The organism is Streptomyces broussonetiae, from assembly GCF_009796285.1.
Lineage (GTDB): Bacteria > Actinomycetota > Actinomycetes > Streptomycetales > Streptomycetaceae > Streptomyces > Streptomyces broussonetiae.
In genome coordinates, this window is the sequence record NZ_CP047020.1 from 3,446,737 (window position 1) to 3,458,514 (window position 11,778).

General features: G+C 67.5%; 17 protein-coding genes and 1 pseudogene. 7 read left to right on the plus strand and 11 right to left on the minus strand.

What is annotated here, in order from left to right; translation table 11 throughout:
- Positions 1 to 11: 11 nt before the first annotated feature.
- From GQF42_RS15940 to GQF42_RS15950, 3 genes and pseudogenes are all read right to left on the minus strand, one after another.
- Complete coding sequence (locus tag GQF42_RS15940; RefSeq protein ID WP_158930206.1) at positions 12 to 893, minus strand: YceI family protein; 882 nt, start codon at positions 891 to 893, stop codon at positions 12 to 14.
- Positions 894 to 1,019: 126 nt separating this feature from the next.
- The gene (locus tag GQF42_RS15945) at positions 1,020 to 1,856 is read right to left on the minus strand and encodes an arylamine N-acetyltransferase family protein (RefSeq protein ID WP_158920423.1); all 837 of its coding nucleotides are present in this window, start codon (positions 1,854 to 1,856) and stop codon (positions 1,020 to 1,022) included.
- Between the two features lie 4 nt (positions 1,857 to 1,860).
- Positions 1,861 to 2,094: pseudogene (locus GQF42_RS15950) on the minus strand (ComEC/Rec2 family competence protein); the annotation flags it as partial.
- Positions 2,095 to 2,129: 35 nt separating this feature from the next.
- Here GQF42_RS15950 and GQF42_RS15955 point away from each other — a divergent pair.
- Positions 2,130 to 3,626: a recombinase family protein gene (locus GQF42_RS15955; protein WP_158920425.1), complete on the plus strand. Its 1,497-nt coding sequence runs from the start codon at positions 2,130 to 2,132 to the stop codon at positions 3,624 to 3,626.
- A gap of 1 nt (position 3,627) precedes the next feature.
- On the opposite strand, the gene GQF42_RS15960 is transcribed toward GQF42_RS15955, so the two are convergent.
- The 8 genes from GQF42_RS15960 to GQF42_RS15995 all read right to left on the minus strand — a co-directional run bounded on the left by GQF42_RS15960 (position 3,628) and on the right by GQF42_RS15995 (position 7,675).
- The gene (locus GQF42_RS15960; RefSeq protein WP_158920427.1) at positions 3,628 to 4,494 is read right to left on the minus strand and encodes an abortive infection family protein; all 867 of its coding nucleotides are present in this window, start codon (positions 4,492 to 4,494) and stop codon (positions 3,628 to 3,630) included.
- A 56-nt stretch (positions 4,495 to 4,550) separates the two neighbouring features.
- Complete coding sequence (locus GQF42_RS15965) at positions 4,551 to 4,826, minus strand: hypothetical protein (RefSeq protein WP_158920429.1); 276 nt, start codon at positions 4,824 to 4,826, stop codon at positions 4,551 to 4,553.
- The gene (locus GQF42_RS15970; protein WP_158920430.1) at positions 4,823 to 4,993 is read right to left on the minus strand and encodes a hypothetical protein; all 171 of its coding nucleotides are present in this window, start codon (positions 4,991 to 4,993) and stop codon (positions 4,823 to 4,825) included. Before GQF42_RS15970 ends, GQF42_RS15965 begins: the two co-directional genes overlap by 4 nt.
- Positions 4,990 to 5,163, minus strand: a complete 174-nt coding sequence (locus GQF42_RS15975) for a hypothetical protein (protein ID WP_158920431.1) — start codon at positions 5,161 to 5,163, stop codon at positions 4,990 to 4,992. Before GQF42_RS15975 ends, GQF42_RS15970 begins: the two co-directional genes overlap by 4 nt.
- On the minus strand, positions 5,163 to 5,414 hold the full coding sequence (locus tag GQF42_RS15980) for a hypothetical protein (RefSeq protein WP_158920433.1): 252 nt from the start codon (positions 5,412 to 5,414) through the stop codon (positions 5,163 to 5,165). Before GQF42_RS15980 ends, GQF42_RS15975 begins: the two co-directional genes overlap by 1 nt.
- On the minus strand, positions 5,414 to 5,791 hold the full coding sequence (locus tag GQF42_RS15985; protein ID WP_158920435.1) for a hypothetical protein: 378 nt from the start codon (positions 5,789 to 5,791) through the stop codon (positions 5,414 to 5,416). Before GQF42_RS15985 ends, GQF42_RS15980 begins: the two co-directional genes overlap by 1 nt.
- A 2-nt stretch (positions 5,792 to 5,793) precedes the next feature.
- Positions 5,794 to 6,009, minus strand: a complete 216-nt coding sequence (locus tag GQF42_RS15990) for a type II toxin-antitoxin system Phd/YefM family antitoxin (RefSeq protein ID WP_158920437.1) — start codon at positions 6,007 to 6,009, stop codon at positions 5,794 to 5,796.
- A gap of 445 nt (positions 6,010 to 6,454) precedes the next feature.
- Entirely contained in the window at positions 6,455 to 7,675 is a 1,221-nt protein-coding gene (locus tag GQF42_RS15995) for a hypothetical protein (RefSeq protein ID WP_158920439.1), read from the minus strand.
- Positions 7,676 to 8,116: 441 nt separating this feature from the next.
- Between GQF42_RS15995 and GQF42_RS16000 the strand changes: the two genes are divergently transcribed.
- The 6 genes from GQF42_RS16000 to GQF42_RS16025 all read left to right on the plus strand — a co-directional run bounded on the left by GQF42_RS16000 (position 8,117) and on the right by GQF42_RS16025 (position 11,735).
- Positions 8,117 to 8,782, plus strand: a complete 666-nt coding sequence (locus tag GQF42_RS16000) for a hypothetical protein (RefSeq protein ID WP_158920441.1) — start codon at positions 8,117 to 8,119, stop codon at positions 8,780 to 8,782.
- Complete coding sequence (locus GQF42_RS16005; protein WP_158920443.1) at positions 8,779 to 9,369, plus strand: hypothetical protein; 591 nt, start codon at positions 8,779 to 8,781, stop codon at positions 9,367 to 9,369. The genes GQF42_RS16000 and GQF42_RS16005 overlap by 4 nt, the downstream gene beginning before the upstream one ends.
- 109 nt (positions 9,370 to 9,478) lie before the next feature.
- A complete protein-coding gene (locus GQF42_RS16010; RefSeq protein ID WP_158920445.1) occupies positions 9,479 to 9,778 on the plus strand; it encodes a helix-turn-helix domain-containing protein in 300 nt (99 codons plus the stop codon).
- 153 nt (positions 9,779 to 9,931) lie between these two features.
- Positions 9,932 to 10,117 carry a hypothetical protein gene (locus GQF42_RS16015; RefSeq protein WP_158920447.1) on the plus strand — a complete coding sequence of 62 codons (186 nt, stop codon included), beginning with the start codon at positions 9,932 to 9,934 and terminating at the stop codon, positions 10,115 to 10,117.
- 246 nt (positions 10,118 to 10,363) lie between these two features.
- Positions 10,364 to 10,774: a hypothetical protein gene (locus tag GQF42_RS16020; protein ID WP_158920449.1), complete on the plus strand. Its 411-nt coding sequence runs from the start codon at positions 10,364 to 10,366 to the stop codon at positions 10,772 to 10,774.
- A 121-nt stretch (positions 10,775 to 10,895) separates the two neighbouring features.
- Positions 10,896 to 11,735 carry a DUF2637 domain-containing protein gene (locus GQF42_RS16025; protein ID WP_158920450.1) on the plus strand — a complete coding sequence of 280 codons (840 nt, stop codon included), beginning with the start codon at positions 10,896 to 10,898 and terminating at the stop codon, positions 11,733 to 11,735.
- Positions 11,736 to 11,778 lie beyond the last annotated feature (43 nt).

Genomic DNA, 11,778 nt, shown 5'->3' on the forward strand with positions numbered 1-11,778 from the left:
CCACGACCGGGTCAGCGCTTGGCGACGAGTTGCACGTCCAGGTCGACCCGGATGCTCGGTCCGACGACCGCGATGCCGCGCGCCAGCATGGACTGCCAGCTGACCGTGAAGTCGTCACGGTGCAGCTCGGTGGTGGCCCGGCAGGCGGCCCGCACCTCGCCCTCCATGCCGTTGCCGAGCCCGAGGTACTCGGTGTCGAGCGTGACCGTGCGCGTCACACCGTGCAGCGACAGCGCGCCGGTGACCGCCCACCGGCTGCCGCCCTTGTGCACGAACCGGTCGCTGTAGAACTCCAGCGTCGGGAACCGCCGCACGTCCAGGAAGTCCGCCGACCGCAGATGGTCGTCACGCATCCGCACCCCCGTGTCGATCGACGCGGCGTCGATCACGACGTGCATCGCCGACCGCTCCACCCGCTCGCCGATCCGCACCGCTCCGGCAAAGGAGGCGAACCGCCCATGGATCTTGGCCAGCCCGATGTGCCGCGCGGTGAAGGAGATCGAGGAGTGCGTCGGCTCGATCTCCCAGTCACCCGGCGCCGGCGGCTCGGGCGGCTGGGACACCTGGAGGATCACATCGCCCAGCGAGGCGAGGGAGTTCTCGCCGACCAGCGCGGTCGCGCGGAAGGGCGTGTAGCCCTCGGCCGACACCGCGAGCCGGTACTCCCCCGCCGGCACCATCGCCATGAACGAACCGTAGGGGTCCGTCCCGCCGCTCATGACCTTGCGGCCCATGGTGTCCGTGACCGCGAACTCGGCACCCATGACCGGCTCGTTGACCGGATCGACCACCCGGCAGCTGAGCACTCCCGCATCGGGCGGCGTCCGGACTCCCACCAGAGGGCTCGTCGGTTGCTTCCGGTCGGTCCGGTTACCCAGCCAGCGGCCGAACATGTACGACACCCCTGTACGCCTCGACATCACCTGTTGCCGAAGGTTCATTCGATCACTGATGCGGCTTTCGAGGCAACACGGGCCCACATCGCGGGAATCCAGCACATGCGCCGGAACTGAGCAGAATTAGGAGTTCAGGCTCCGGTTTCGTACAGTCGGCACACGGCTCAGCTCGATCCCGAACTGCTCCCGGTACGCCGTCAGCACCTCCTCGTCCGTCGCCAACTCCCGTGTCCCGCGCCCGCCGTCGGCGGCCGTCGTCTTCAGGGTGCGCCCGCCGAGCGTGATCCGTCCCCCGTCCTCGGTGATCCGTGAACAGACCAGCGATCCGGTGAAGTGCGACAACGGCGAGGTGCTGTGCCACCAGGCACCGGCTCTGAAGTCCCCGAGCGCCCTCGGGCGCGTCTCCAGCCGGTACTGGGGTGTGCCGCCCAGTACGACATCAAGGTCCCCGGCCTCCGCCGGGCCGCCGCCGCGCGCCCCTGCCGGGTCCGGCCCGGCGGCCACGATCCGGAACTCCCCGCCCGGATCGGGCTGCTCCCCGCGCTCCGTGTACCTCAGCGGAAAGTGGCTGTGCGCCCCGAACCCGACATCGGCGAGCCAGGTGTCCCCCTCCACCGTCCGCACGCGCAGCGCGAGATGGTCGTACGGGATGCCGAGCCGCCCCCCGTCGCCGTACACGCGTGCCGCGAGCAGGTCGACCTCGTAGCCGAGGGCGGCGAGCAACGCGCCGAACGCGCCGTTCAGTTCGTAGCAGAATCCGCCCCTTCGCGCCCCGATCACCTTGTCCAGCAGCCGCTTCTCCTCCAGCACGATCTCCTCGCCGAGATGGATGGACAGATTCTCGAAGGGAACGGCCCGCAGATGGCACAGATGCAGCCGACGCAGCGCCTGGCCGGTGGGCCGCTGCGGGGGCGCGGCCCCGATCCGGTGGAGGTAGGCGTCGACCTGACTCGAGTTCATGTGCTCAGTCTCTCGTCACCCGCAGCCGACCGCCCGTCCCGCCCGTCCCGGTGACCGCCAGCCCTCCGTCCCGGTCGGTGCGCAGCACCAGCGCGCCGCCCGCCCGCAGCGCGGCCACCGTCGACGGCGCCGGGTGGCCGTAGGGGTTGCCTGCGCCGACGGAGATCAGGGCCACCCGGGGAGCCGCGAGCCGTATCAGCTCCGGATCCTGATAGGCCGAGCCGTGGTGCCATAACTTCCTTGAGACGTATCTACTCCTTTATCTTTGACGACATGAAGACCACCACCAGGGTCCGCCGCGTCGGCATCTACGTCCGCATCTCAGATGACCGTGAGGGAGGCGGACTTGGCGTGAAGCGCCAGGAGGACGACTGCCGCCTCCTCGCCGCTGCGCTCGGCTGGAAGGTCGTGGAGGTGTACGTCGACAACGACGTGACCGCCGCCGACCGCCGGAAGAAGCGCAAGGACTACATCCGGATGCTGGAGGACGTGAAGTCCGGCCACATCGACGCCGTGATCTCCTGGCACCCGGACCGCCTTTACCGCCAGCCCGCAGAGCTGGAGGACCTGATCATCATCGTGGAGGAGCACAAGACCGAGATCGCATCCGTCAAGGCGGGCGACCTCGATCTGAGCACCCCCACGGGCCGGCTCGTGGCCCGGATGCTCGGCGCCATCGCGAAGTACGAGGTCGAGCACAAGCAGGAACGCATCATCCGCAAGGTTCAGGAGCTGGTGGCGGCCGGAAAGATTCACAACTCCGGCCACCGACCCTTCGGTTACACCCGCCTCTTCGACGGCGAGGGCCCGCGCCGGAAGATCCTCGGCGAGATCCTCAACGCGGAGGAGGCCCGGTACGTGGAGCGCTGGGCGGACCGAGCCCTGGAGGGCGAGAAGCTGTACAGCCTGGTCCTGGACGCCCACGAGAACGGTGTGAAGACCACCACCGGTGGAGAGTTCACGTACCAGGCCATGCGGGCCCTGCTCATGTCCGCCCGTATCTCCGGCCGCAAGGAGCACAAGGGTGAGATCAAGGGGAAGGCCGTTTGGCCCGCGATCATCTCGCCGGAGAAGAGCGACGCCCTCCGGGCCCTGCTCGCCGCCCGGTCCGAGGAGCACAAGGCGGAGTTCGGGGAGCGCGACGCCACCGCCCTGAAGTACCCGCTGTCCGGCCTGGTCCGCTGCACCTGCAAGGTCCCGCACGTCGTGGGTGAGCCCTGTGCCTGCAAGGAGGAAGGGCGGCAGCACCACAAGATGAGCACGGGCCAACGCGGGGACAAGGACATGTCCATCTATACGTGCAAGAAAGAAGGGGGCGGCTGCGGCGGCCGTACGATCCAGATCCCTGACCTGGAGCCGCTGGTGGAGAAGCTCCTCTTCGCGCGTCTGGAGGAGATCGAGGTGGCCACCGAGGAGGACCCCGCCGACCCGCGCCCGGAGCTGGAGGCCAAGCTCGTCCGCTGGGAGAAGCGGAAGGGGGAGCTGGAGGACGAACTCCTGGATGGCGACCGCCCAGCCCGGGAGATCCAGGATGCGATCGACAAGCTCAACGTCCGTATGGCCGACGCCCGCCGGGAGATCGCCCATTACTCCGTCAAGGCCAACCTCACCGAGGTGAGCGCGGTCGAACTGCGCAAGGCGTGGAAGGACTACTCAGTCCCCCGGAAGCAGTCGGTGTACCGGGGGCTGATCAGGGAGATCCTGATCCACCCCGCGACCCGGCCCTTCAACGTCTGGAATCCGGACCGGATCGAGGTGTTCTGGAAGTAGGTCAGGGAGCGGCCTTGCGCCACGGTGCAGCGGGATCGGCCAGGGTATCGAGGATCAGCTCACACCAGGTCACCGCCGCGTTGACGGTGAGACGGGCGTGACGTACCCCTAGCCCAGACGGTGCGCTCGCCTGTCCATGGCCACTCCCGAAGCCCTGGTTACGCAGTTCGGCGACACCGACGGCAATGTTCACCGAGCCGGAAAGGATCTTCTTCACGGCCTTACTACCGTCGGGGCCGTCAGGAGCCGAACCGGCGTCGAGCTTCAGTGCCTTCTGAACCGTGCTGACCAGAACGGGGAGCGCGGCGTTCTTGTCGACCTCGATGCCCAGCTCCCGGAGAGCCGTCTTCGCCGTCGCCTCGATGAGCTGCTTGGCGGCCCCAATGGCCCCGTGAGGGTCGGTGGTCAAGTCTCTCCTGATCCGCTCCAGCTCGACCACGATCCCCGAGCTGTCACTCAGGACGCTCAGGTCACGGGCGAGAAGAGGGATGGGCGGATGCTTCCAGGAAATTCGGCCGCTCGCATCGAGCAAGAAGCCATCCCGCTCCAGCCGAACGCCGATGTCCTCCAGCCACTTTGGGGTGCCCTGCTGGTTGGGGTCCCGATACGCGCGAATGAAGTCCTCGAAGACGAGGAGGGCTCGCCGTACGTGTTCGGGATCGGACCAGTTCACGCCTTCCGCGTACAGCATGAACGTGGTCCGCCGCTGCCCGGGATCGTCGTACTTCAGATCCTCCGGAGGTATAGGTGCGAACCCATGGTCCTCCCACAGCTCCTCCACGATCCGGATGGTCAGGTCCGTGGCGAGCGAGCGAAATGCGTTGCGGGTCGCTGGACTCACCAGCTCCCTACGGGCAGTGACGGTCATGGTCTGAAGATACGAGCAGGCGGTGACACCGTCATGGCCTTTTCCGACAAACGTGCTCAGGTCTTCTGAGCAGCCCTGATCAGGTCACTCTTCACCCGGCGGAGCATCCGGGTCTGGGCCATCGTCAGCGGTGGGGCGGTGGCCAACTGCCGCTGGACCCAGGCGGCCTCCAGGCGCTCCCGCTCAGCGAAGTCCCTCTGGGCCTTCACGACGACCTGGACGAACTTCCGCAGTGCAGGGGGCCGCACGGTCTTGCCCTCCACCCGCAGGGCGTAGGAGCGACGCCGGAAGCCCCTCGGGGCCTCCGGGTCGATGATGACGAGGTTCTTCACGGGCGGAACTCCGGCTGGGCGGGCTCGTATCCGTTGTCCCCTATGACGGGGCACAGGGACGAGCCGTCGAAGTGGGACCACTCGGGGACGGGGCCCCAGGCCGCGATCCAGTCGTCCGGCTGCACCCGCTGGAGGGGCTCGCCGCACTCCGGGCAGCGCACGGTCATCCCTGGGCCTCCACCCGGATCCAGTAGGTGGGGTTCTGCTCGGCCTCCCGGGCCTTCAGGGCGTCCACCTGCTCCTGCGTCGCGTCGGTGACGATGTACACGACGCCCTGAGTGGGCGTGTGCTCGGGCGCGTTGCTGAACGCGGTCACCGTGAAGAGCTGCTCGTCCATCAGACGCTCCCCTGGGTCCACGCGGTCCGGCTGTCGTAGGACAGGCCGCCCTCACGCTCCGATCGGGCTCGGGAGCCCTCGAAGACCTCCTGGGCCCTCTCCGGGTCGTACGAGACGAGCTGCATTCCGCTGTGCGGATACGCGTAGGCCCAGCACACGGCCGCGTGCCCGTCGTTCATCGCCAGGAGGCCCACACGATCCCCTCCGGCCGTCTCGTAATACGCCTGCTGATTCCACTCCAGCTCCGCCATCAGCCCTCCTTCTTGGGGACGGGCTGCCACACGTGGTTGAGCCCTCCGGCCTCGAAGAGCCGCTTGACGTCCTCGACGTGGTACAGGTCGAGACACTCGATACCCAGGTCACCGATCCAGTGGATGGTGACCTCGTCCAGGTCACTGGTAGCCGAGACATCGTCGTTGGTACCGCCCAGGACGATGGCGACCTCCTGCATGGTCATCAGGCGGTCCAGGCAGTCATGGCACTTGAAGCGCGGGGCCACCAGAGCGGTGCCGAACTCGTAATAGATGTCGGACTCGCCGATGTAGTAGACGCCCTGGTCTCCGGCCTTGAGCTTCAGGTCCATCATGATGTGGTCCATCGGACCCTGGTCGCCGTAGATCTGTCCCATGTTCAGCCCACTTCGCTCTCGGGCATAGCGCCCTCTCGAATCCCCTGGAGTTCCTGCCACTCGGGAATCGGCAGCAGGACGACGACCGGCTTTCCGTGGCGCTCGATGACGACGGGCTTCTCGGCCATCTCGACGAAGCTGACCACGGACGCTATCTGCGCGCGGAAGTCCGCAGCGGAGACGGATTTGGTGGACTTCCACCGGGCGGTGCTGTTCATGGCGAGGACAGTAGGCAGAACATGCAGACCGTGCAATTTGCACGACGACTTACTACAAGGATTCCTGGTAATAGCGGACCTGCGGAAACAACGAATGAAACGGTCCTACCTGCGGATACGTCGAGCGAAACTCGTCGACGGCCGTCTCACATGTCGGAATGAGATTTATAAATCCTGCCCTGCACTCCTGGAATTGCCGGAGCGGGCCGGCCGCAGCTCGTGATTGTGGTCCATCCTGGACCACAATGGGGACGAGTCCCAGGCCGGGGCGAGGCGTACGGCGATGAATTGCAGCTCATCCTGAGCTGTAATGGTGAGGGCAGGGCCAGCCCCGGAGGAACGCTGCAGGTCAGGGGTTGGGAGGCATCCTGCCTCCCAACCCCAGTGCAATGGGCGGAAAGGGGCCGGTGTTAGCGGAGGGCTCGTAGGTCGGCTGGGCCTGCGCTCAGGCCGGAAGGCCCATCAGTCGCCGCCGCATCTCGGTCACGCGCTCCTTCAGCGCGGCCTCCTCCTCCGGCGTGGAGGGCTTGGTGACCTCCAGGGGCGACCCGGCCATCGTGGGCTGCACAGGCGTCTGCGGGGCAGCCCGAGGGATCGTCTGGTCCTTCTCGATCAGGTTGCCCTGAACGGCCGTCAGCGGGCCACTCGACGACTCCTCGGGCGCCTCCTGCTCCTGTGTCTGGGCCACGAGGTACGTGTGGATGCGCTCCTCGGCCTCCAGAGCCGACCCCTGATACGTCAGCAGGTCCAGGAGCGTGGTGTCGCCCTTGGTCTCCGCGATGTGCCGGGCCAGCCGTAGGCGCGATCCCCGGGTCTTCCACATCTGGTAGGCCTGATAGCCCAGGGCGGTCTTCCTGCGGGCCACGACGATCCGCTCCTTGCGGTGGGCCTCGGTCTTGTCGTCACGGCGGTGGGCCAGGGCGTACACGCCCACCTCGCGGACGTAGGGGTCGATCAGCTCGCTGAAGTCCACGACCGCCACGGTCCTGCGGCCCTGCTTGGTCCGGGTGACCCAGCGTTCGCCGTTCTTCTCCCAGGAAGCGATCCGGTCCCGGGTCTGCCGTGTGCTCAGCCCGGTGATGCGCTCGATGGTGGCCAGGTCGGTCTCGGTCCTCTCGAAGCCGAAGGCCAGGGCCAGCGCCCATCCCGCGTCACCCAGCCCCTGGAGTCCGTGGACCTTGGTGTTGCTCCAGACGTCGAGGGCCGGGTCCAGGGACTCGACCTGCTCCTTCGCAATACCGGCGGTTTGCCGCACATTGTGCGTCTCAAGATCCTTCTTACCCCCAACCACGTCCAGGATGGGGTCACCCACCTCCTGGCCCAGAGTGGTAGAAGAACTAATAAGGGGACAAGCACTATGTGCGGCAGACCGCCGGTATCGGATGACCCCCAGATGCATGGGTCTGGCGTGGTCTCCGTCGATGCCGTACTCGCCCCGGGTGGTGCAGGAGAGCAGCACCGAGCGCTGGCCTTCCAGGGGGATGACGCCCGAGGTCCCGCGAGACGGACGACCGAAGAGCGCCTCCATGCTCAGCCCGGAGACGACCTCGATGGAGCGGGCACCGGTGGTGCAGGCGTCAGGGTTCAGGGTGAGGGCGACGGCGACCCTGGCCTCGTGGACGGAAACCACTCCGTCGAGCAGGGCCTGCCGAATGCCGATGAGCACGGAGTCGCGGCCCGCTCGGTCCTCGGAGGGCCGGGGATTCCTGCTAAAGTGGGGGAGCACTTGAACCTCTCGTGCCCGTCGAAGGTTGGCGAGGGGATTGAAAGGCCGGGACGCCATTCCCGGCCTTTCGCATGTCTGGGCCAGGATAGGCCCACCGGATAAGCGTCGTCGACACCTTCCCGAAGCTCCTGCCTGGCGTGCTCCTGCAATTCCAGGAGCACGCCCTACAGGCCCCTCCGGAGGGCAAGATTTAAAAATCCTGGAGCCGTCCTCGGAGGGCAGGATTTAAAAATCCTGACGGTTCCCGCATGAGCACATCGGCATTGCTCCTTCTGCCATACGCGTGGTAATTTCGACACGTCGCCGAACGCGACACCCGACTCCCAGGAGGCACCCCGCGCAGGGGAAAGCCTCCTGCGTTGATGTCGGAAGGAGTCCGCGATGGCGACTCAGACTCTCGACATTTCCGGTCTCACCCCCTCTCGCGCCGTCGTTGACGGGGCACTGCGCCAGGTCCTCATCCCCGCCGAGCAGCCCTGGTACGACAAGCTGCTGGTGGACGCCATGGCCCCGGAACTCGGCGGCGGCAGCAAGATCTTCGACCGGTTCAACGCGAAGATCCACCAGGGCCTGAACTCGTCCACGATCGACAAGAACTGCTGGACCTGGATGGGCCAGCCCACGTCCAATGGCTACGGCATCTTCAACCTGGATGGCCACAAGGTCCGTGCCCACCACATCCTGTGGACGGTGACGTTCGACCTCGTCCCCGTCCTCGCCCACGTCGATGACCGGTGCCAGCGCGTCCACGTCGGCCACCAGTGCCACGACGCCGACCCCACGTGCCCCGGCGGCCGTTGCCGTCACCGCCTGTGTGTCCGGGTCGAGCACCTCGCCCTCCAGACCCACGCGGCCAACGACCGGGCCGGACACAGCGGTGAGCACCACCGACGCAAGACGCACTGCCCCAGCGACCACGCGTACGCCGTCAGCGGCTACTCCTACACGGATCCGCAGGGGACGACCCGGCGCTACTGCCGAGCATGCAAGGCCGGGGAGCGCGCGCCGGAGTTCGTGGGCATCCGCAAGCAGCTGGTGGTGGCATGACGACCACAGAGCAGCCGCTACCACTCACCAACGGCGAGGAGTGGGCCACCGCCTTCATGGCGGCTCTGCGCGAGGAGATGCGTCAGACCGGCGAAACGTTCTCGGACCTGGACTGGCGACAAGCCGAGGCGTGCGCCGAGTTCTGCCGCACGAACAACTGCTACGCGAACCTGTCGCGGGAACAGACCGTGAACCTGTGGGGCTTCGGCACAGTGCGCCCGATCTTCTACTCGTTCGAGCGCGGGGAGGCGTGGATCCGCCTGTGGGAGCTCGCGGAGCCGACCGGCATCGGGAACCCTCAGCTGTACGAGCTGTGGCGGCAAGAACTTGACGCCGACGGTATCGGCGCAACCGGGTACTTCATCCCGACGGAGAACGCCGCGGCCGACACGATGCCCGCGCCACTCGTCAGCATCATCTTCGCGATGCGCATGTTCATGGCGTACAGCCCGTGGGGTGCGGAGTTCGCCGCCAACACGGCCGACTTCATGAGTCACGCGCTGCTGCACAGCGGCCTGGCCCAGAAACTCGACGGCGCCCAGACCTACGACAAGCGCATCGACGTCGACGGCAACCAGTGCTCGTAGAGTCCGACACCACCTTCACCGAGTCCCTGAAACGAGACCTGCCGAGCGAGGACGACGCCGTACGGCAGGCGTTCAGTGGCCCGCTGGGCGCCCTGGATCGAGAGCAGCGATGAACGACACCGTCACCACCATCAGACGGCGGTTGACCGACAAGAGGTTGACCGCAGCGGAGAAGCTCGTCGCCGTCTGGGGCCTGGTCAACACGGGCCCCTTCGTCGCCGCGCAGATCGCCCGGGACCTCGGCATCCACCGGACCACGGTGGCCACCGCCCTGACGGGCCTGGAGAAGACGGGCGTCGCCCGACGCGACCGGCAGCTCGACGAGCGCCACATCCCGCGCACCTGCTGGATCTTCCCGGCCGGCTCCGCCGCCCCCTTCATCCCCCCGACCCCTCGGAGGTCCTGGTGACCGCCTTCATCCTCGCCCTGCACGCCGTGGCCGCCGTCATCGTCATCGGCCTGATCCTCTTCCTCGACCAAGAGCTGCGGAGACTCAAGTGACCCAGCAGGAGCACTCGCTGGAGGACAGCACCGGCGAGGACCTCGGACCGACCCCGGAACCGTGCTGACCGCCGTGGCCGACGCCCTGAGCGAGCACCCCGAGGAGTTGATGACCCTCGGGGTGCTCCTCGCCCTGACCGCCGGTGAGCCGGCCGTCCTGCGTCATGCCCCCGCGATTCCCGAGGGGGCGACTCGCGGTGAGTACGCCGCCCTGCTCCGCCTGACCGTGCTGGAGGTCCATCCGTGAATATCTACGAGTGCTTCGTCTGCGGGGATCCGCAGGAGTCCAAGACGTGCGACCGCTGCCGCAGCAGGGTGCGCGGCGCCCTCTCCCAGATCCCCGAGCAGTACGTGTACTTGACCATGAGCCGTCAGCGGGTCCAGGCAGGAGGCGGCGATGGACGGTCGTCCAAGAAGCTCCACGCCCCTCTGCCGGGCCGTGCTGACGTCCTGAACCTTCTTGGGTCCGGTAAGCCCTGACGCCGTCACGGGCGTGCTCGACCAGGTGGGCCCCACGCCATTCCTGGACACCCTCTGGAGCTGGACGCAGGCCATCACCAACGAGCGCGGCCTGACGCCCGTCAGGAAGCACGTGACGACCATGACGGCCCGGCTGACGGCCCACCTGCCGTGGATCTGCGAGCAGGACTGGGTCGTGGATTTCGCCGAGGAGATCGGGGACCTCGTGAGGGCCACCCCGAGGATCACGATGACGGAGCCGCGCCGGGAACTGCTGAAGGGGGTGACGTGCCCGTCATGCGGGATGACGGCTCTGGTCCGGCACTTCCCCGGGGACTGGGCGGCCGAGTGCCGGAACTGCCCGAGCGTGAAGCTCGACGACCGGTATTACGAAGCTCTGGTCAAGACTCAGGCGGAGCGTGCGCATGACGCCGTCAACACCTGACGCGCTGACGGTGGTTGCGGCTAACCTGTGCACAGATAACCGAAAACCGCTGCGGGCCCCCGGTCTCCGACGCCAATCAGAACCCCGGGGGCCCCGAGCAATGAGGAGAGCTGACCTCCCCATGCCCAACGCAGAACTTACCGTGCCGTCTGAAGAGGCGGCAGGGCAGACGCCTGTACGCCCTCGCACGGACGCCCAGCTCGGGCTGGCCATCGGCGCCGCCGTGCTGACCACCGCCCTGACCGCTGTGTCCTTCTGGCTCTCGTACGAGGGCCTTCACGGCCTCGCCGCCGCCCACCGCCTCCAGGGAGGGCGCGCCTGGGCCTGGCCCGCCACGGTGGACAGCTTCATCGGGATCGGCGAACTGCTCATCCTGCGGGCCTCGCTGATGGGCCGTGTGGACCCCTGGGCCATCGTCCTCACCTCCGCCGGCTCGCTCGGCTCAATCGCCCTGAATGTCGCCGGTGTGGGCGTCAGCCACAATCCGCTCGACTACATCGTGGCCGCCGTCCCGCCCGTCGCCGCCCTGCTCGCCTTCGGCGTCCTGATGCGTCAGATCCACGACTTCCTCGTCTCACATCAGAGCGTCCTGACGGCTCCGCCAGTGCCGTCAGCCCTGCCCGTGACGGCACCCGTCAAGGCCGACTCGGCACAGGCGTCCTCGGAGCCCGGGTCGGCCGTCCACACCCCTGTGGAAGAGCCCGTCATGACGCCCGTCACGGAGCCCGTCATCGAGCCCGAGACGTCCGAGGAGCCGCTGACGCAGCGGGAGCAGGTCGACCTCGTGGTCCGGCGGCTGTACGACGTCCTCGGCAACCGGCGCCCCGCGACCCGTCACATCCGTCAGGCGCTGGCTGACAGGGGTCTGCCGAACTCTGACGGCACCTGCCGCGAAGCCCGGAAGCGCGTCGAGTTGGCCGAGCCCCACCTGAAGGACCTCCCCGAGGCCATCGCGGCCTGAGCACCACACCCATCGGCACGCTGTGCTCGCCGTCGGCTTGAGC

Bases quoted from the DNA above. Each gene is read 5' to 3' on its own strand.
- GQF42_RS15940 (WP_158930206.1), bottom strand. From the start codon at position 893: ATGTTCGGCCGCTGGCTGGGTAACCGGACCGACCGGAAGCAACCGACG.
- GQF42_RS15945 (WP_158920423.1), bottom strand. From the start codon at position 1,856: ATGAACTCGAGTCAGGTCGACGCCTACCTCCACCGGATCGGGGCCGCG.
- GQF42_RS15955 (WP_158920425.1), top strand. From the start codon at position 2,130: ATGAAGACCACCACCAGGGTCCGCCGCGTCGGCATCTACGTCCGCATC.
- GQF42_RS15960 (WP_158920427.1), bottom strand. From the start codon at position 4,494: ATGACCGTCACTGCCCGTAGGGAGCTGGTGAGTCCAGCGACCCGCAAC.
- GQF42_RS15970 (WP_158920430.1), bottom strand. From the start codon at position 4,993: ATGACCGTGCGCTGCCCGGAGTGCGGCGAGCCCCTCCAGCGGGTGCAG.
- GQF42_RS15975 (WP_158920431.1), bottom strand. From the start codon at position 5,163: ATGGACGAGCAGCTCTTCACGGTGACCGCGTTCAGCAACGCGCCCGAG.
- GQF42_RS15980 (WP_158920433.1), bottom strand. From the start codon at position 5,414: ATGGCGGAGCTGGAGTGGAATCAGCAGGCGTATTACGAGACGGCCGGA.
- GQF42_RS15985 (WP_158920435.1), bottom strand. From the start codon at position 5,791: ATGGGACAGATCTACGGCGACCAGGGTCCGATGGACCACATCATGATG.
- GQF42_RS15990 (WP_158920437.1), bottom strand. From the start codon at position 6,009: ATGAACAGCACCGCCCGGTGGAAGTCCACCAAATCCGTCTCCGCTGCG.
- GQF42_RS16000 (WP_158920441.1), top strand. From the start codon at position 8,117: ATGGCGACTCAGACTCTCGACATTTCCGGTCTCACCCCCTCTCGCGCC.
- GQF42_RS16005 (WP_158920443.1), top strand. From the start codon at position 8,779: ATGACGACCACAGAGCAGCCGCTACCACTCACCAACGGCGAGGAGTGG.
- GQF42_RS16010 (WP_158920445.1), top strand. From the start codon at position 9,479: ATGAACGACACCGTCACCACCATCAGACGGCGGTTGACCGACAAGAGG.
- GQF42_RS16025 (WP_158920450.1), top strand. From the start codon at position 10,896: ATGCCCAACGCAGAACTTACCGTGCCGTCTGAAGAGGCGGCAGGGCAG.